We start from the raw sequence: 21,481 nt of genomic DNA, 5'->3' as shown, positions 1-21,481 counted from the left end.
GTACCGATAGTAAACTAACCTCGAAGGGTCAGTTCATATTTAATGTTTATAGAAACTGTCAGGGTTGCCCCCTCCAGCTTATTCAATTGTTATTTACCCAGCGCTGCTTTATTCGTCACCAACGGCAACAAAGTTTACAGATAGGTTTGAAAGAACTTTACTACTTGACGTAGTGATATACGAAAAAACCCTGTCAGGATTTTAGAACCCTGACAGGGTTCATCTATGATCTATCATGCTTTGATCTCAACTTCCACACCACTGGGCAGATCCAGCTTACTCAGGGCATCCACAGTGCGGCTGGAAGAAGTATAAATATCCAGCAAACGCTTGTGCGTGCACAACTGAAACTGCTCACGGCTCTTCTTATTTACGTGAGGAGAGCGTAATACAGTAAAGATTTTCTTACGGGTAGGTAAAGGAATAGGACCTGTTACTACCGCTCCTGTGCTGCGCACTGTCTTCACGATTTTCTCTGCAGATTTATCTACCAGGTTGTGATCGTAAGACTGTAATTTGATTCTGATTCGTTGAGACATAGTTCTATTCCCATTTTTCTAATGGGGATGCAAAGGTAAGAGTAGTTTGAATACTTACAAAAGATTTGGAAAGAAATTTTGCCCCACAACACTAAAAAATCCCGTGCCAGCGTTTGATTGCCGCCTGTTTCCTACCCTCGTTTCCAGCTTCATTTCTCTCCGTCTTCCCCCGTTTTACCTGTCGCGCCCCATTAACTTATTGATAATGTATATTTAATTTTTCTAAGGGGCTGCAAATTTAGTACAAGATCCGAAACAATAAAAATCAACTTGGCCTCACTACACCAGAATTCCAATTACAGCAAATTAACCAGGAAAAATACGCCGATACCTGGCCCCACCAGCACAACCGAACCCAACCACAATAGCGCCAATGCCCCTCCCCGCCCCTGCCAGGATGAAAATGAGGCCAAGCGGAAGTTGGCCAATGAGTTTCCCATCATAAAGGCCAGTGTAACTTCAAAAAGTTCGATCGCCATCAACTATCGCGCTCGCCGGAGCTGTTGGTAAACTGCCCGCCCGCCCACAATACCGTAGCCATAGCTGACACTGTCGATCGGAGTGCCCTGTACCACGTAAAACCGATCACCGCGCCGGTCGCCATTCAGCAGTTGCGGCAAATTATTCATCTTAACAAGTTGAGAGACATAGAAATGGTGCTGACAAACAACAGGTTGGGGATCTGCCTTACCCACCATCAGGGTCAGGTAACTGGTAAAAACAAGCGGAGACGTCGCCGAGGTAAACCAGGCTTCTTTCACCACTTCCACCCCATCGCCCATCGCGGGAATTCTCTTTTTCTTGAAAATACTGTCGGGCAGCTTGTCGATACCCTGGTTGGTAATACCCATCAGCTGCCGGGTAACATAAGTTTGTGGTGGAACGAAATCTATCTCCGTTGGCAGGGTCGCCGTCGCCTTGAAACGACCGGAAGTACTAGAGAAATCCCGGGTCCAGTCAAAAGAATAGGTACCGAGCGAACCATTGATCGCTACCGTATTGGGAACGTAGCTGATCGCCTGGTTATTGATAATCAATGCCGATCGTTGCCAGTCAATATACAGTGGCTGCTGCAGCTTGTTGGTTATCTTGACATTGATCGGGCCATTCTGCCCATTGAAATTGTAACACAATTCCAGGCTGTCATTCTCGATCACAAACTCATTGGCATTATTCTGCCGGATCTCGTTGCTGGATACTGTCATCACTTGGTAGGCGGTGCAAGACGAAAGGAATAATAGGATGGAAATAGGTAGAAGATGTTTCATGGACCGGTTTTTCTCCAATTTACCGCTCCCTGTCAATCACTTATGTTAAGAATTCTACAATTCGCAAAAGCTTAGACGGTCAGCTCCCTCCCGATTTAGTGGCCGATGAACAAGCCAGCGCAGCTCTCAATTTGACAGGCATTCCTGCCAGGTCCGTCCCAATCTGACACCCGCTACACTCTCGGGTTCCCAGGCACCTGCCCCAAACGGGTAACCTGATAGCGGTACAACTCCTCCCCTACTGGTATACTACTGGTATCACACTGGTAAGGATCCTCTATATAGCAGTACCAGTTCGCTAGGAGTTCCCGGCCTCTTTAGAAGCAGTTATGAGGCAGCCCCGGCAAGTTTCAATACAGTAAAACCCGGCCGCCGGTACCTTACACCACATTGCCTACGCTTTGCCTACGGATTGCCTACACATTGCCTGGCTTGTCAATGAGCGGAGGCAATATTTCCTTAGTGTGTAGGCAATGTGCAGGCATAATGCAGGCAATCGGGCGCCCAAGGTTAACCTACTGAAAAGAAGTAGTTTATATCCAAATATAATATTTTATTTAGATGACTTCAAATAATTCGGTGCAAAGCGCTGAGTACATGACGCCTCCAAAAAACCTTTTTAAGGTAGTTAACACCGCTTACAGCCATACTTTTTTCAGACCTGTCCCCGTCTGTGTCCACCTGGCGTTGCCTACCGAACGCCGTTAGTTCGAGGGCAGCCCTTACTGATTTAAGGGCCGTAGCAACCTAAAAAGAAACGGGGCGGCCAATTTGGCCTGCCCCGTTTCACGAAGCTTTATTCAACGCCGGATTATCGGCCACCAGGAGGGCAATGTTGCCGCAGGTAATTGGTATATAAAGTTGACAGGTGCTGGAAAGTACCAGGACCTTCAGAAATACTGTGCGTCCGGTTGGGATACGGCATGATCTGGAACTGGCGGTTATGCCGGATCAGTTCATTCAGCAACATTTCCACGTTATTGTAGTGAACATTGTCATCGCCGGTACCATGGATGAACAGCAGGTTACCCTTCAGGTTCTTCGCATAGGTGAGCGGCGAACCCTTCACAAAATCTTCCCGGTTTTCCTGGGGCAGGCCCATGTAACGCTCCTGGTAGATATTATCGTAGGTCAACTGGTTGGCCACCGCAGCCACAGCAATACCTGTTTTGTAGATCTCGGGATACTGGAACATCAGGTTGAGGGTAGCAGATCCACCACCGCTCCATCCCCAAACCGCCACCCGGCTGGTATCAACAAATGGCCATTTCAGGATCTCTGTAGTTGCCAGCGCCTGATCACGGATATTGACCAAACCGATTTTCCGGTAAACAGACTTGCGCCAGGCCCTTCCCTTGGGGACCGGTGTACCTCGGTTGTCGATGGAAATATAGATATAGCCATCTTTAGCCATACTACCCTGGTACAGGAAATTGCCTTCTACACCATACTGATCCTTTACATTTTGTCCCCAGGGCTCCGTGTACACATAGAACACCACCGGGTATTTTTTCTTCTCATCGAAATGCTCGGGCTTCACCATCCAGGCGTCCATAGTCACCCCTTCGGAGGTGGTTACCTTGAAGAATTCGGTCCTGGACGAAGCCTTGTTGGCCTTCGCCACGGCATCAGCCACCTTGTTGTCGCCATTAAGGCCTTTGTGGTCGGCCAGGGTGATCATTTCGTTGGCATAGGAAGTGTAATAGTTCGAGAAGGTATGTTGTGCATACTTTGCATTAGGCGATACATCGTAGTCGTGCGTGCCTTGCTGGGCGGCAGGCGACAGTCTTTCTGCTTTGCCTTTCCCGTCGAGCTTGATACGGTACAGGTATTTCTGTGTGGCATTCTCCGGAGATGCCATGAAATACACAAAACCGCCTTTTTCATCTATGCAGGTAATTTCCATGACATCGTAGTTACCTACCGTGATCAATGTTTCTTTTTTACCATCGCGGCTAACCCGGTACAGGTGGCGCCAGCCATCCTTTTCAGAAGGCCAGATGAATTCTTTACCGCCGTTGAGCCAATCCCATCCACCCCAGATATAATCATTGTCCCACAAAGGCAGGATATCGATCCAGGCTGAATCCTTTTCTGCATAGATCGTTTGTGCGGTACCCGTTTGTACATTACACAACATCACCTTGCTTTCGTTTTGCTTGCGGTTGAGGTGTTGCAGGATGAGCTCGTTGCCATTGCCGGCCCATTCGAGGCGGGGCACATAACTCTGCCATACCGGATCGGTAGGCACGTTCATCCATTTGGTTTGCGCATTGCTGATGTCCACTACCCCGATCTTATAGGGAGACACGGTTTCTCCGGCTACCGGATACTCAACAGGTATGGCTTGGGGATAGATGGAATCCGTATTGTTCACCATCAGATAGTCCTTGGTATTTTTTGCGTCGATCTGCCAGTAAGCGATCTGCTTGCTATCGGGGCTCCAGCGGAAACCGTCGCGGCAGAAAAACTCTTCTTCATACGCCCAGTCGAAGGTGCCATTGATGAGTTTGCGGGTACCATCGGTCGTGAGTTGCTTGATCGCCCCGGAAGCGAGGTCTTCAACATACAGGTTAAATTCACTCACGTAAGCCACCTTGCTGCCATCGGGCGAGAATTTGGCAAACATGAGAGATGACACGGGGCGCCCTTTACCGACCTGCTGCAAAGTTTTTGCCGTGCGATCATACACCCAGTAGTCGCCGCGGGTATGCAGGCGCCAAACTTTTTTGGTATTGGTAAACAACAGCACTTTGGTATCGTTGTCGGAAAAGGAAAAATTCCGGAAGGTTAATGGTTTCTGACCCGCCGGGGTCAGCTGCTCTTTAGAGAGCAAAACGGTCTTGGTGTTCTGAGGCAGGGAGAACAACAATAGTTCACCGCCCTGGGCGCTGTAATAGCCATTACCGTCTTTGGCCCACCTGACGGCTCCCTGGGCATGCAGCCATTGCGCTGCGAGGATACCCAGGCATAAGAAGAGCAATCTTGCAAAGCATGCAGATCTACATTTCATGCGTAAAAATTTAGGGCGGGAAATTAAGGCAAAACCCTGAATCCGGGTAAACGAGTATTAACCATTACGGAAGTGGCATTGCCCGTAAGGATGAAAGGGGTTATCTACCCGTAAGCGGGCATACATCCGGTGCCCCAGGCGTTGTACGCACCAACCCAGGCAAAAAAATAACCCCGCCGGAAGGCGGGGCTTGAGGTATAAATTGTCGATTTACTGTTTTAGGATCTTTTCACTACCGATCAGCTGTCGTTTGTCGTCATAAACACTGAGCCAATAGATACCAGATCTCAATCCGGCAGCCGGTATCTCCAGTACCGACCTGTTTTTCACTACCGCACGGTAGGCAATGGTACCTCGGCTATCATACAACACTACCTGGTAGGCTTTACCGCTATTCAATCCGCTGACATACATGGTTTCGGTAAACGGATTGGGGAACAAGCGAATAAGCTGGCCGGGTGCATTGGGATCGGCGATGCCTGTTGTCGCATCCCTGCGCAGCAGCAGGCTGTCCACATCGGTTTGTAAAGTATAACAGGTTAGGCTGGTCTTCATCTTCACGAAGACCTTGTTATCGCCAATCGTAAGCAAGGCAGGATCGATCCTGAGCACCTGGCTACTGCTTTCTGCCTGCAGGATACTGGTGAACGCTTTATCGCGGGCAAAGGTGAACAGCGGAGTGGTACCACCGCCGGTATGGCTGGCCGTTACGACTACTTCCGACGTGAGGCTCATTATATTCGTGATATTGGCCGAAAGATCTACTGCCGGCAAGATAGCTTTTACAACCTCGAAAGATTGCTCGGTCACTTTTGCTGCCGCAACGTTGCTGTAGGTTGCCTTCAGGAGATGACTACCGCCTGAAAGTGTATCCGGATTAAACCGGAATAGGCTGTCCTGCACCAAGGACAGCAGTTTGCCGTCGAGGGTAATCAACACCTTCGTTCCTTCTTTGATAACGGGTAGGTTCGTCAGTTTGGCCGTCTGTATCCCTGCAGTACTGCAATAAGAATTGGTAATGCCTCCAATAGCCGGTGTTGCAGGAGCAAGCGTAAGCAAGCTATTGCCGGCACTGGTGACAAAGAAGCCACTGAAACCTGTAACATCGAAAGTGACCTCCCAACGTTTGGCAGCTGTATTCCAAACGATCTTACTATCATCAGGATCGATCAAATTACCGGCAGAAGTATAACTCCCAGGTAATCCTGTAACACTCGTTCCGTGAAATTGGAAGATGACCAAATTGGCTTTGTTGACCTGGTCAGCTGGACCGACAGGCAGTTTTTTACCATGTGCCGGATGGAGGTTATACTGATCAAAATCTGCTTGTGTGAAATAAAGGGTGACTGTTCCCGTGGCCGTGGCCGCGTTATTAGCGGGCGATAGGTCATAGTGTCTTTGCACAAACGGAACGCCCTGGTAAGTATTGACAATGGTATCACAAAATATCTGGTTATTGACAGGCCCCGACACCGGATTAGATCCGGAAGCAACAATGCCTGCATGACTGCTCTTGTTAACGATCACCGATATGGCGCCTGAAAGCGGTTTGGCAGCTACGATATCGGGCTTACCATCGCCGGTAAGGTCACCAATGGCCAGGGTCTGCGCGAAGTTCTCAACCGGCGAGCTCGTCCGGGGGTCCCAGGAAATGCTGTCGACACTGCTGGTATTTTCATACATACTCAGGAAGCTACCCATCTCAGCGATGGCCAGGTCGGGTTTACCATCACCATTCAGATCGGCTGCAGCTATATAGAGAGGCTGGCCGGTCGTTACGATCTCCTTTGGTGGCGCCAGGCGAACGGTATCGGAGGTAACGCCGAGGTTACGGAATACGAGTACCCTACCGGTACTGGCGTTGGTGGCGGCAATATCGATCAACCCATCGCCATTGAAGTCGGCCGTGACGGCACAATAAACAATACCGCCCACTCCCTGATCGATTTTCGGTGCAAAGGACAATGCCCCACCCTGGCTGGTATTGCGGAGCAGTGAGATGGACTTTCCATCGTGATTGGCCACCACCACATCCGGTTTACCATCGCCGGTAAGATCATCGATGCTGAGGCCATGTGGCCATTGTCCCGTCGCAAAATCAACTTTTGCAGCAAAGGAGATCGTGCTGGCAGTACTCAGGTTTTGCAATACGGAAATACTATGTCCATTGCTATTGACGGTCACCACATCGGGCTTGCCGTCATTGTTCATATCGCGTACAGCCAGGTCTACCGGATTCTCGCCCGTGTTAAAAGTCTTTCTCGGGCCGAATGACAATGTACCCGGTACTGAATTATTCTTGTGCACGCTGATGTGGCTGCCATCCAGCTCGGCAATGACGATGTCCTTGCGCCCGTCACCATCCAGGTCTTCTGTGACCACCATGAACGGATTGGACCCTGTAACAGAATCGATGCGTTGACCAAAAGCCCATCCGCCGACCACTCCGGTATTCCTGAGTATCGACACCAGTTTACCGGTATTATCCAGGACCACTGCATCCAGTTTACCATCGGCATCGAGGTCGGCCAGGGTTACACTGCGTGCTCTTCCGCCGGTACTGAAATTCACAGGTTGCGTAAAAGAGGTATCGTGAAGCTGCGACATGCCCGAGAAGGAAGGCAGGAATGGCTGGTGGCTATAGGCAGTATATAATCCTGTCGTAACGGTAACAGGCGCATAAGTAGCCGTGGTAGGAACATTTACCGTGAGGCTGGTGGGCGATGCCGCCGTGATGGTGGCTTTGCCGCCTCCAAAATATACGATGTTGCTATCGGCGTAACTGCTGAAATTGCCTCCCGTAATAACGACCGACGTACCAGCGGCTCCTAATGCAGGCGAGAAGCCTGCAATCGCCGGGCGGCTGCCAAATAGGAACAGGGATCTTTCATAACTACCGGCCGGTGAACTCACGCGTACATTACCCGTAGCGCCACTGCCCACCGTTGCCTGAATGGTAGAATCATTGACCACGGTAAAAACCTGTGCCGGCACGCCACCAAAGCTCACCGCATTGATGCCGGAAAGTCGTTGACCTTTGATCGTTACCACCGTATTCGTGTTTCCGGCAGTCGGTGTAAAGGACTTGATGAGCGGTTCGCTACTCACATTCCGCAGCACTACCACCTTACTGCCCACCTGGTTGGTCACGGCAATATCTGTCTTCCCATCCAGGTTGAGATCGGTAATGACCAGGTCGGCGGGGCTAGATCCGGCGTTAAAAACCTGGCGTTCATTGAATCGTACCAAACCGGGTGTACTCCGGTTGCGGTATACAGAGATGGTGCCGGCTGCTTTTGTTGTCACGGCCAGTTCCGGCTTGCCGTCTCCATCAATATCGCCAATGGCCACTTTCTCCGATTCTGTAGAAGCTGGTAGCTGCAATTTCGGAGCTAGTGATAATACATTGCCGGTGGTTGTATTTCTGAAAATCGTTATATAACCAGGACTAAAGCTGCCAAGCAACAGGTCATTCCGGCCATCCAGATCGACGTCGGCAGTAGAAATCATGGTGACACTATCGGCAACGGCCCAGCTATTGCCGCTTTCGAAAACAAAGGACGGACTTCCGGCATTTAATAAGATGGTCAGCGAGTCGATGCCTGTCGGATTGGTTACCGACACGGCCAGGTCCGGACGGTTGTCGCCGTTCAGGTCGGTTGCCACCACTGAATTGGGAAACAGTGATCCTACCGGGAAATCTAATTTGGCGCCAAAGAGAAGGTTACCGGCGATACCATTATTTCGAAAAACCGATAAACTCCTGTCCAGGAAATTGGCAGTAACGATATCCGGTTTGCCGTCTCCGTCCAGATCGGCGATGGCGGCCTGCCTGGGCAACGAGGCCGTCGTTAAGGAGAGCGGAGCGTCAAAAGCTATCGTTCCGGCAATGCTTGTATTACGCATCACCAATAGCTTATTATCGTTTCCGGCAGTAAGGACCAGATCAGCTTTGCCATCTCCATTGATGTCGCCAGCAATAATGCTATTGCAGTAAAAGCCGACAGGGAAATACGTGGAGACCGTAAAGGCATCACCATTTCCGTTGCCATTGTTGCGAAGTACAGTAACCGTATTGGAGGCTGAATTGACAGCGATCAGGTCATTGCGGCCATCGCCATCAAAATCCGCATTGACAAGCCCGTAGGGCTGCCAGCCGGCGGAAAGTTCGACGCTGGTGGTCAGGGTGGAGGAGCTCAACGTATCATATCCCTGGTAGGTAGGTTGAAAGGGGAGCTGGCTCACTGCGACCAATCCACCGGAGCTCACTGATAAGGGGCCATAGGCAGCTCCGGCAGGTACCGTAACTAATAAACTATCTGTCCAGGCACCAGCTACGCTGGCCTTCATGCCACCAAAATACACGGCATTGCCAGCCGGTGTGGTACTGAAGTGCTGGCCAAACAGTTTAACGGTTGTACCGCTTTTTCCCAATAAAGGTTTTATGGAATCGATCCGTGGAGCAGATTGTGCCCGAGCGGCGCTTGGTATAAGGGGGACACTCAAAAGCAGAACAGCGTAAAAGTTTTTCATCATATTTAAGTCGGGGTTGGGCTAATAGCCGGCCAATCAATGAGGTCAAATATAAAAATCAGCAGCTTTTCATGCAAGCAAACCGACAACTGTGCAGAATTGAGGCAAAACTGTGCAGTTTTGGTGGTTAACCGTGCAGACATCGCGTGAAAAACATCACACAGAGGCCACTTAAGCGCGGCGGTATGCACGATCGCTTGGTCAACAAAAAAAGCCCCTTCCTGGAGGTTTGCAGAACGGGGCTTTAAAATATGGTATTTTTTTAGCGGACGATCAACAGCTGGCTCAACCTTTCTCCACCCTGCTCCAGGGCCAAAGTATAGGGGCCCTTGGGAATGCCAGCCAGGGGCAAGCGGGTTTGAAGCTGGTTGGCGCCGATGCGTACCGAACGAATGGTTTTGCCGTGCATGTCAACGATCCGGATCATTGCCTTGCCATCCGAAACAGCATGTTGTACAACCACAAAATCGGTAGCCGGATTGGGCCTCAGCGAGAGGGGCAGGCTGCCCCCAGTTTTGCGCACGGTTACGATCTGGCTGTAGGTCACGCTCTGGTCTTCGTCGACAATTTTCAACCGGTATTGATAGACCGGAGCCTCTCGTGGAGCGTCGGTATAATCGTAGTCAACGACAAACTGATTACCGATCGGTTTCACCTGGGCAATGGTCACAAACTCACTATGCTGATCACGCCGCTGCAGTTCAAACCTGGCCACATTGAGCTGGTCGGTTGTTTTCCATTGCAGCAATACTTGCTCGTCTTTTACCTGGCCGGTGAAAGACAACAGCGTAACGGGCAGCATGGCGCTGTTGACCGAAGACACAAAGAAGCCACTGAAGCCATTGACATCAAAGGTCACCTCCCACTGTTGTGTGACCGTATTCCAAACAATCTTCGCATCATCCGGATCGATCTCGATACCGTTGCCGGAATAACTAGCAGGTTTACCCGTCGTGCTAAAACCATGATATTTGTATACGCGCAAGTTGGCTTTGTTGAAGGCATCTGCTGGCCCATGCGGCAGGTCCAAACCATGAGCGGTATGAGCATTGTAGTTGTCAAAATCCTGTTGTGTGAAATACAAGGTAATTGTTGCCGTGGCAGTCGCAGCATTGTTAACCGGGGTGATATCGTAATGACGTTGTACATAAGCCTGTCCCAGGTGCGTTTGCACCACAGGATCGATGGTAACGAAATTCATGATGGCGCCCGAGACCGGATGGCTACCCGATGCCACAATAAGCCCTTGTGCCATACGGTTCTTTATAATAACCAAACGCCTGGCCACGCCATCGGCGGCCACGATGTCCGGGATCGCGTCGCCGTCGAAATCACCGATAGCCGTGCAATAAAGGGAACTATCGCCACACAACAGGGTGTCGGCCGCCAGGTATTGGATCGACGCCTGGCTGCTGGCATTTTCCAGCAATACCAGGGCTTTGCTACCTGTACTTACTATCAGGTCTTCTTTGGCATCTCCATTCAGATCGCCCATAGTGATAGCAGTGACCCAACCGGTTACAGGAATATGTAAAGCGGCAGCCAGTACTACTGGTGTGGTGGTACTGTTATTTTTCAGGATCGTAACGATATTTGAAGAATCCCTACCGATCGACATATCGGGTTTACCATCACCATCGATGTCGCCAACGGTCAGACTTGTAATATTACCCCCAGGGAATTGAGCAGTCTGTGTTTCAAAAGTCAGTTCATTATCATTCACAATATTGATGAATGAAGTAAGATGACCTTGGTCACCAGCTGCAACCAGATCGGTGATCCCATCGCCATTGATATCTCTGGCGGCTACTATCCGGGGGCTGTAACCGGTATTGAGGGTGATGGCTGGTTGAAAAGAGATTTTACCAATGGTTGACTTATTCAGCAGAATAAATAATTTCTTATCCTGTGGGCAAGCCGTTACGATATCCGGTCGACCATCGCCGTTCAGATCGGCAACCGCGACAGCCGAGGGCTCCGTACCAGCTTCCAGTTCAAAAACGGAATTATTAAATTCAACCCACTCCTGGGTGGTATTGTTTCGCAACACACCAATCGATTTAAAATGAGTAGTACCAAAAACAACATCAATTTTACCATCGCCGTCCATGTCACCCAAAGCCACGCTGGTCGGGTAACCACTTGATAAATGGAGGTTCGTCAACATCAAAGAAGAATAATCAGGTTTGCTCCGATTGGTAAACATCGTCATAACCTGGTTTTTATTATTGGTTGTCACGAGGTCGTTCAATCCGTCGCTATTGAAGTCGCCCATCAGGACATGCCCGGGGTCTCTATAAGAATCAATCGAAGTATCCACAGAGAATAATTGGTGACTGATGGTACTACCCCCTGCAAAAGTCAGGGTGAAGCCACGAGTGGCATAGGCTGTTTTTCCGCCTGTCGTCACGGTAACCGATTGATTGGTAGCACCGGCAGGCACAATCACCTGTAACAGGGAATCGGTGGCGTTTGTAACGGTTGCCCGTACACTTCCAAAGTATACAATGTTTCCTGTCGTTACCGGGCTAAACCTTTTGCCTGCAATGGCAACCGGGGTGCCGGCAGGTCCGGCTATTGGAGTATACGAAGTGATCATCGGTGGCAACCCAAAAATAAAACCGTCTTTTTCGGCCTGTGCCTGGTTAGTAAATACCACCACATTTCCAGATGCCCCATTGCCTAGCACCGCGCGGATAGTGGTATCGTTGAGCACTATAAAGCTACTTGCGGTTACACCGCCGAATTGTACACCCGTTACGCCTGCGAAATGCCGCCCCTTGATGGTGAGGGTATCACCGGTCTCTGCTGCGGAGGGATGAAATGAACTGATAACCGGATCCTGTAGGTTATTTTTTATGTAAAACAATCCATTACCATTATAATCTGCAGCCAATATGTCTGGCAACCCATCGCCATTTAGGTCGGCAATGAACGACTGTTCCGATATTAACCCCACTTCCACATCCTGGGCAAACGATGTGACTATATTGCCGGGGGTGCTCAGATTGGCAGAAACAGCCATGCTCTTGGTACTGTGACTATTCAGAACCAACCAATCGGGTTTGCCATCGTTGTCAAAATCGCCCTTATCAATATACAATGGGTAGTCGATCAACGATCGCTCGATCTTTGGGGCAAAGGTTATGTTTCCGGCAACCGACGTATTGGCAAATAAGGTAAGTCGTCTGGTGACAATGGTCGCGGCAGCCAGATCGAGTTGACCATCGCCATCGAAATCACCAGCAGTAAGACTAAAAATGGTCGCACTCGCTGAGATATGTTTGGGATCAACGAATGAAATACTACCGGGTAGGCCATTGTTTCTGAAGGTGGTAAAGAATGCTCCTGAGCTCAGGATTGCTAAGTCTACTTTTTGGTCGCCATCCAAATCTTCCATGATCACAGTACTGGCATAGGCGTCACAAGGCATATCGATACCGGTAGCCAAACTCACAGCTCCCGGTGAGCTGGTATTCCTGAACACAGAAAAGCGCTGCTGGCCATTAACGGAAACAATATCAGGTTTACTATCACCATCCACATCTTTCATAGCCATTCTTCTGCCGTAGTAGGGGGGAAAGCCTGTATTGTTGACAAAAGCCGCCACGGAAACCCCGGCACCAAAAGACATGGCGGTTCCGCTGCTCGTATTGCGAAAAACAACTATCTGGCCGGGCAGCATGGTTTTAACAATAATATCCGGCTTACCGTCCATATCAACATCGCCAGCAATCAGCTCCACCGGATAGCCGCCAACCGGCAATTCGAGTTTGGGAGCAAAGCCAACTTGCGCGGTGGCACTGATATTCCGATAGATAGCTACTTTACTGGTGTGGCGATTAATGGATACCACATCCGTTTTTCCGTCACCATCAAAATCAGCAGCAGCCACACCTCCTCTTGCGTCACTACTGGAATCGATAGCCGTGGCTTTTGCAAATCTAAACCGCTCAACGGGCGTTTCACCAGATTCCGTCACTAAGAAATGACGATAGGAATAGCCGCTGGAGCCATTTGCGCGTACATTGATCTCTCCACTCACAGCCCCTACAGGTACTGCTACTGTCAATTTTGCTCCTGTGGCAGTAAGAGGTATTGCCGCTGCTACCCCACCGAAATACACTTTATTGGCAGCAGGATCTGGGTTAAAAGGACCACCCGATATGGTAACGATCGTGCCCGGAGGTCCATATGATGGTTGGTGTGCGAAAGTAATGTAAGGAATATAGGTGAAGCCTGGTGCCGTGGTAAAGCCTGTGGCGGTCTGCACGATCACGCTACCAGACGTAGTGGTAGGTACCACCGTGATGATGGTAGAGTCGTTCACAACCTTTAGGTAAATGGGGGATTGTCCGGCAAACATAACGTCTGTTACATTGACAAAGTTCCTGCCATTGATGATCACCGTGTCACGGTAAGCCGCAGCCATTGGAGAAAAAGAAGTGATCACGGGATCCATCGGATCAATGGACGACACAGCGTTGCCGCTACTGGTATTCCTGCTATCGGAGTGATTGGCAGGGGTATTCGAAGGCTTAACCCGATCTACGATGCCGCTTTGGTTGACGACCGGTTTCACCAGCTTGCTGTCGGCGAAAAATTGTACGGCTAACGATCCCGCCAGGTAAGCGCTGGAACCATTCCATCGTTGCTGCCTATGCAGGGTAGCACGCTGTGCTTGCAAAGAGCAGGGTGCTGCCAACAGCAGCACCAGGATCAAGGGGTAGAATTTCTTCATAAGTCAGTTTGATATTCTTTTATATACGTCACCGTTCCAAGAAAAATAGAGCGGGAGCATACTCAAGATACTATACCGACCAACACCCTTCCGACCGAACTGGCCGTCGTGTAGAAACGGGGCATAACCGTGCAGTTTTGGCTGATAACTGTGCAGGCAATTGTCGGGAAAAGCAGCAGACCGGATCAATTTTACAAACCGCCGCGCACACGATTAGCCTGCGGCTGCCAAAAAATCGAGTAGGAGGACCACCATTATTTGATGGTCCGTCCTCTCACACCACCGTACGTGCCTTCGGGCATACGGCGGTTTGTCAGAATAAACTTTTCTGCTTTCCGGTTTGATGATAGCGGTGGTTTCGGAACCCTATGTATCCGTTTTTTTGGAAGTATTCGTTGGATAGGGCCATTTTAACGGTCCATCCATTGACGATCCTGTGATAGCTTTTGTAACTATGGCCGTGCCCTGCAGCGGAGCGACGGTTGGCACCCAGCCTTAGAAGTCTTTGCATTCTTGTTCTGGGCGTTTTCCAGTCCTTCCATATACACATTCGCAGCCGGAAGCGGACTGTACCATCTAGTTGATCCAATGGCGGGTAGTCTCTAGCTATCAGGAAGTAGTTGACCCAGCCTATAAGTAACTGGTTCAGTTTACTGATACGCTCCTCCAAAGAGTAAGCTTTGTTGCGTCGCGTAATTTCCTTGCATTTAGCTTTTACACGTACGATACTATCCCTGGCGATGACTATTGTCCACTGTTGGGATCCGCCTTTAGGTTTGCGGAAGCAAAAGCCTAACAGGTTGCTATCTTCGGGGCGGCTAAGGCGGGTCTTTTTCGGATTCACCTTTAGCAGTAGCTTTCTTTCAATGTAACGGGTCACGCTACTTAGAATGCGCCTGGCGGCAGTCTCACTCCTTGCATAGATACTTATATCGTCTGCATATCTGACAAATGATAACCCTCGCCCCTCCAGTTCCTTGTCCAATTCGTCCAATACGATATTTGAAAGTATCGGACTTAAGGGGGAGCCTTGGGGGGACCCTCACGGCGTGGACTAATTACTCCACCCGCCATGATACCGCTCCTGAGAAACCCCCGGATTAGCTTAAGTATTCGCTTGTCCGTAATAGTGCTTGCCAGCCTGCTCATTAGCCTGTCGTGGTTGATCCGGTTGAAAAAGCTTTCCAGATCCAGCTCTATGACCCATTCCTTTCCCTCCTTCACATATTCATATGCCTGCAGAACGGCGTGATGAGCACTGCGATGGGGGCGGAAGCCATAGCTTCGCTCCGAGAAGTTTTTATCGAACTGGTAAGTCAACCACTGCGCTACAGCCTGACCTATCATCCGGTCTACTACCGTAGGTATCCCTAAAATTCTCTTACCGCCCTGGGGTTTGTCAATCTCAACTTCCTTTACGGCCATGGAAACATATTTGCCGTCCAGAATCTCAGACCGTAACACCTGCCAGTTTTTACTGACGTAGGTACGTAAGCTATCCCAGGTCATCTCGTCGATGCCACTGGCGCCCTTGTTCTTTTCAACCTGAACAAGGGATTTTTCAATATTACGTCGGTCTAAAATATCTTCTAGCATAACTACGCTGTCCACTAACTTTTATACACGGCTTGTTTCTACTAGATTGCATCGTTAGGCTCAGCACCTCCGGCATGACTTTCGGCTTCCGGCCTACGGCTCAATCCCGGAGTTCTCTTACGGGTTTCGGCTGTCATAGCCTTACAATAAATCAGTTGTAGATCATACGCCTTACTCTGACATTCAGCCCTTCGCTTGCCAAGTCTTCTTTCTCGAAAAAAAAACAACAACAAGCTACTATGGCCTCTGCTGACTTCTGCTTAGTCGAAGAATCGACTACAGACCTCTCATGATAAGCTCTGTCTCTTTCAGCTCATGTAACCTCTGCATCTACCTATAAGCGCTCCGCACAGCATTGGGCTTTTGTTTCTATGGCAACATCGCCCGCGCTTAAATGGCCTTATATGCAGTTTCTATTCGTAGGTTCGAACTTTTGCCGCCAGCTTCTTTCAGATTCCAACTCGCGATGGACACCCTTGCTATTGGCTAATGCTTCGGGCTGTAACCGCGCATTCGGGACTTGCACCCTAGAGAAACAGGGCATGCCTGACATACCAAAAAAAGCCCCGCCAAATGGCGGGGCTTGTATAGCGATTAACTAGAATACTTATTCGCTCACTTTCAGCTTTCCTTTCACCTTCGCGATCACTTCTTCAGCGATGTTGTTGGGAGCAGGATTGTAGTGGCTGAACTCCATGGTAGAAGTAGCGCGGCCAGAGCTCAAGCTACGCAATTGTGTTACGTAACCAAACATTTCGCTCAAAGGCACTTTCGCCTTGATAACCTGTGCACCACCGCGGCTGTCCATGCCTTCCAGCATACCACGACGACGGTTGAGGTCACCTGTTACATCACCCATGTATTGATCAGGCGTGATCACTTCTACTTTCATGATCGGCTCGAGCAGTACAGGTTGGGCCTTGCGACCAGCTTCCCGGAAACCGGCTCTTGCGCAAAGTTCGAACGACATACCGTCAGAGTCAACCTGGTGGAAGCTACCGTCGAAAATACGAACCTTCACATTCTCTACAGGGTAGTTAGCCAGTACACCGGTACCCAGTGCAGATTGGAAACCTTTCTGGATCGGCTGAATGAACTCACGGGGGATAGAACCACCGAAGATATCATTCACGAACTGCAGGTTATCCTTGGGGTTTGCTGCCAGCCACTCTTCGTCGGCAGGTCCGAGCTCGAACACGATATCCGCGAACTTACCACGACCACCGGTTTGCTTCTTCAGCGTTTCACGGTGTTCAACAGTTTTGCGGAACGCTTCTTTATAAGCAACCTGGGGAGCACCCTGGTTAACTTCTACTTTGAACTCACGACGCATACGGTCGATGATGATTTCCAGGTGCAACTCACCCATTCCACGGAGGATGGTTTGTCCGGTATCTTCATCTGTATTTACGCGGAGCGTAGGATCTTCTTCCACCAGCTTGGCGATAGCCATACCCATCTTATCAACGTCGGCCTGTGTTTTAGGCTCAACAGCGATCGCGATTACAGGCTCAGGGATGAACATGTTCTCGAGGGTGATCGGGTGATTTTCATCACAGAGGGTATCACCAGTCTTGATTTCCTTGAAACCAACAGCTGCACCGATATCACCGGCTTCGATGAAGTCGATCGGGTTTTGCTTGTTGGCAAACATCTTCATGATACGGCTGATACGCTCTTTCTTACCGCTTCTTACATTCAATACATAAGAACCAGCATCGAGGTGGCCGCTATAACACCGGAAGAATGCCAGACGACCTACGAAAGGATCGGTCATGATCTTGAAGGCCAGGGCTGCGAACGGCTCCTTAGGATCGGGCTTACGCGTTTCTGGTTCACCGGAATCAGGATTGGTACCTACAGTATCTTCGATATCAACAGGAGAAGGCAGGTAACGGCAAACAGCATCGAGTGCAGTTTGTACGCCCTTGTTCTTGAAAGAAGAACCACACATCATCGGAACGATGCTCAGGTCAATAGTCGCCTTGCGGATCGCTTCGTGTACTTCCTCTTCAGAAATTGAATCGGGGTTTTCGAAGAACTTCTCGAGCAACTTGTCGTCGTATTCAGCAACAGCCTCGATCAGATTTTGTCTCCACTCAGCTACTTCAGCTTCCATATCAGCAGGCACTGGGATTTCGTCGAAGGTCATACCTTCTGTTTCCATATGCCAGATGATACCTTTCATCTTGATCAGATCCACTACGCCTTTGAAATCATCTTCAGCGCCGATGGGCAATTGAAGGGGAACGGCTTTAGCACCGAGCATTTCCTTCACCTGCTTAACCACCATCAGGAAGTCAGCACCGGAACGGTCCATTTTGTTAACGAAACCGATTCGGGGTACTTTATAACGGTTGGCCTGGCGCCATACAGTCTCAGATTGGGGCTCTACGCCATCCACTGCAGAGAACAGGGCGATCAGACCGTCCAGTACACGCATAGAACGCTCCACCTCTACAGTGAAGTCAACGTGACCTGGAGTATCAATGATGTTGAAGTAATATTTCTTAGTGTTAGCGTCGGCCTTACCTTTATCGGTAGGGAAATTCCACTGGCAGCTAACTGCAGCAGAGGTAATCGTGATACCTCTTTCTTTTTCCTGCTCCATCCAGTCAGTGGTAGCAGCACCATCATGCACCTCACCAATTTTATGGATCATACCGGTGTAGCGCAGGATACGCTCCGTAGTGGTGGTTTTGCCGGCATCGATGTGTGCCGCAATACCAAAGTTTCTCTGTAATCGTAAGTCTGCCATGACTTTGTTGTTGTTTTCTTTTTAATTGTATTGCAGGGAAACTCCCTGAAAATAAGTGCGCAAAGGTATACAAAATCTCCCGTAAAAATCAGATTGGATAAGAACAAAAGATTAAATGTGGAAAACCAGCCAAATCCATACCTAATGCGCCTTTCCGCCTGTTCTTTGCCCACGCCGATCGGATCATCCTATCGCAGCAAAAAGAGGGCCTGCTGGCTGGTTCCTTCTCGCCAGAAGATCAATATTTAATTCATTATCAGCACCATAAGCCCCTCACTAGCCTTCAACCGCGAGATTCCCTGCCCGGAAGGCAGCCGACGCCCCGCGGCCGCACACAAAAAAAATTATATATCAGCGCCCGATTGCCTAAATTGGGTAACCTGCTAATGCTTATGAGAATCTACCTGTTATTAACCTTATTCCTATGCGGGTCGGCCATTGCAATAGCCCAGGAAAGTGCCAAAGCAATCCTGGCGAAGCAATCGCCCCTGTTGCGGATACAAACCAGGCCCTACAGCCAGGAAAGCCTGTACTGGATCGTCTGCACCGACCTTCCCCGTTTCAAAAATTACCTGGCCCACCACGGCCTGCAAGAACGGATACGACAGGAATATACCCCCGTTCGCCTCCTGGCAATTTACTGTTCCCGACGCATACTCGATTCCCTCCTGCTGCCCCTCCCGGACGTCGTCTTTGCCGACCTGCCACGTACCCCGCGGGAAGAACTCATCATCAATAACCACGACCTTTCCAGTAACCAGATCAACCTGATACACAGCCACTTTCCGACCCTCGACGGACAAGGCCTCACCGTATCCGTCAAAGAAAACAAGCCCGACACCACGGACATCGACTTAAAGGGCAGGTACATAACTACCCCCCTCGCCTCCCCCAACATCTCGCAGCACGCCGGCATCATGAGTACCATCATCAGCGGCGCCGGTAACAGCGACCTGACGGCAACCGGTGCAGCCCGGGCCAGCAGTTTGACCTCCTCCAATTTTGCATCGCTCTTGCCCGATGCCAACCAGGCGTACCAGCAATACCAGATCGCCGTTCAAAATCATTCCTATGGCACGGGTATCGAGTATTACTACGGGGCCGATGCGGCCGCATATGACGCCAGTTGTGTCGACAACCCTACCCTCCTGCATATTTTTTCCGCCGGCAATGCCGGTAACCAAACGAGTACGATCGGCGCCTATGCCGGCATTCCTGGCTACGCCAACCTGACCGGTAGCTTTAAAATGGCTAAAAACATTTTGACGGTGGGTGCCGCCAACAAACTCCTGGCACCAGAAGTACTGGGATCGAAAGGACCTGGCTACGACGGACGCGTGAAACCCGAACTGGTAGCTTTTGGCGAAGATGGCAGCTCCGGAGCAGCCGCCATAACCAGTGGCACTACTTTGCTACTTCAACAGGCTTACCGCTCCATCCATGGACAATTGCCCCTTGCCACCGTCATCAAAGCAGTATTGCTCAACAGCGCCGATGACGCTGGAACACCAGGCATCGATTACCAGACTGGCTACGGCAACCTCAATGCCTGGGCGGCCTTACAGGCCATACAGCAAGGCAGAGTAACAACAGGCGTTGTCTCCGAAGCAAACTCCCATACCACCCCGCTCACCCTACCAGCCGGTATCCACCAACTGAAAGTAACCCTCTGCTGGAACGACCCGCCCGCCACCCCTAATGCCGCCAAAGCCCTGGTTCACGACCTCGACCTGTCGATCGTCAATACCACCACGGGGCAGGTCTGGCTCCCTTGGGTGCTCAACCACACAGCACATCCCGACTCACTGGCAAAACTGCCTGTGAGAAGCCGCGACAGCCTCAACAACCAGGAACAGGTCACGATCGAACAGCCCTTGCCCGGCAACTACCAGATCAACGTGAGGGGGCACCAACTCGATGAGGCGATACAATCCTTCTCCTTGTCCTGGCAATTAGACACCGTCAATAAATTTCAATGGTACTATCCGGCCAAAGGCGATCTGCTGCCCAGCGGAGAGGCGAACATACTGCGCTGGAAGAGCACGCTCACCGGCACGGCATCGATAGCCTACACGACCGACGGTATACGCTGGCACCCGATCGAAACACAGGTCGATCTTGCCCGGGGCTATTTTCAATGGCTGCCACCAGATACCTTGGCCAGCGCTTTGTTGCGTATGACCACGGCCCAACAAGCCTTCCCGACAGATACCTTCCTGCTGACCAACCAGCTGAAGGCCACTACAGGCTTCAACTGCCCGGACTCCTTTCTGCTGAGCTGGAACAGGCCCGCTGGTATACCGCAATTTTCTGTATTTGTGTTAGGAGAAAAATATCTCCGGTTATTAACAACCACTACCGATACCAACCTCATCCTGAGCAAGGCAACCAACCAGGCTGTACATTATACGGTGGCCCCCATGTTGCCCAATGGAGCCTACGGCAGGAAAGCCTATACCTTCAATTATGAGGCGCAGGGAGTAGGCTGTTATATCAAACAGTTTCTGGCAGATCAGGTAGATCATTCAAGCCGCCTGTCGATAGAACTGGGCACTTTCTATGGCATACAAACCTTGACCCTGGAAAAAAAAGGAGCGTCCGGCTATACCGACCTGCAAATCGTGACGCCAGTGAACCAATTACAATACACTTTAACCGATCCTGTACTGACGAGGGGCCTCAACAGTTATCGGCTTAAAATACGCCGAACGGACGGAGTAGAGATCTATAGCCAACCGGAAACCGTATACCATTTCCAGGATGCAGCCTACCTGGTCTTTCCCAATCCCGCCGCAGCTGCTGGCTACCTGCAGGTGCTATCTGCCGAACCCGGCAGCGGCAGTATCGTTCTGTACAATGCGATCGGTCAGCAGGTACTGCAATACAAGCTGCTCAACCTGCACGAACAGATCTCCTTGCAAAGACTGCAAAGAGGTCTGTATATCTATCAGATCCGCCAGGCAGGCAATAAGGTTCAAACCGGCAAACTGGTGATCAACTAGGCGACTGGCAACGGGCAAGACCGCCTCGCTG

The 21,481-nt window shown here is 50.3% G+C and carries 9 protein-coding genes; 1 reads left to right on the top strand and 8 read right to left on the bottom strand.

The genetic code is table 11. The annotated features are described in order from the left end of the window. Positions 1-233: 233 nt before the first annotated feature. The 8 genes from rpsJ to fusA all read right to left on the bottom strand — a co-directional run bounded on the left by rpsJ (position 234) and on the right by fusA (position 18,448). Complete coding sequence (rpsJ, locus tag P2W70_RS09755) at positions 234-539, bottom strand: 30S ribosomal protein S10 (protein WP_014220852.1); 306 nt, start codon at positions 537-539, stop codon at positions 234-236. 482 nt (positions 540-1,021) lie between these two features. Then, a complete protein-coding gene (locus tag P2W70_RS09750) occupies positions 1,022-1,807 on the bottom strand; it encodes a hypothetical protein (protein ID WP_276481258.1) in 786 nt (261 codons plus the stop codon). Between the two features lie 811 nt (positions 1,808-2,618). Then, positions 2,619-4,820: a S9 family peptidase gene (locus tag P2W70_RS09745; RefSeq protein ID WP_276481257.1), complete on the bottom strand. Its 2,202-nt coding sequence runs from the start codon at positions 4,818-4,820 to the stop codon at positions 2,619-2,621. Positions 4,821-5,030: 210 nt separating this feature from the next. After that, the gene (locus tag P2W70_RS09740; protein ID WP_276481284.1) at positions 5,031-9,353 is read right to left on the bottom strand and encodes an FG-GAP-like repeat-containing protein; all 4,323 of its coding nucleotides are present in this window, start codon (positions 9,351-9,353) and stop codon (positions 5,031-5,033) included. Between the two features lie 262 nt (positions 9,354-9,615). Continuing rightward, entirely contained in the window at positions 9,616-14,094 is a 4,479-nt protein-coding gene (locus P2W70_RS09735; protein WP_276481256.1) for an FG-GAP-like repeat-containing protein, read from the bottom strand. A gap of 313 nt (positions 14,095-14,407) precedes the next feature. Continuing rightward, positions 14,408-15,079 (bottom strand): group II intron maturase-specific domain-containing protein, encoded by a 672-nt coding sequence (locus P2W70_RS34435; RefSeq protein WP_420832390.1) that lies wholly within the window; start codon positions 15,077-15,079, stop codon positions 14,408-14,410. 32 nt (positions 15,080-15,111) lie between these two features. Then, entirely contained in the window at positions 15,112-15,690 is a 579-nt protein-coding gene (locus P2W70_RS09730; RefSeq protein ID WP_276481255.1) for a reverse transcriptase domain-containing protein, read from the bottom strand. A 607-nt stretch (positions 15,691-16,297) separates the two neighbouring features. Further along, positions 16,298-18,448, bottom strand: a complete 2,151-nt coding sequence (gene fusA, locus P2W70_RS09725) for an elongation factor G (protein ID WP_276481254.1) — start codon at positions 18,446-18,448, stop codon at positions 16,298-16,300. A 392-nt stretch (positions 18,449-18,840) separates the two neighbouring features. On the opposite strand from fusA, the gene P2W70_RS09720 reads away from it, so the two are divergent. Then, a complete protein-coding gene (locus tag P2W70_RS09720; protein ID WP_276481253.1) occupies positions 18,841-21,450 on the top strand; it encodes a S8 family peptidase in 2,610 nt (869 codons plus the stop codon). Positions 21,451-21,481: the final 31 nt, after the last annotated feature.

Source organism: Paraflavitalea pollutisoli, assembly GCF_029360705.1.
Taxonomy (GTDB): domain Bacteria; phylum Bacteroidota; class Bacteroidia; order Chitinophagales; family Chitinophagaceae; genus Paraflavitalea; species Paraflavitalea pollutisoli.
This window is presented reverse-complemented; position numbering and strand designations above follow the sequence as displayed.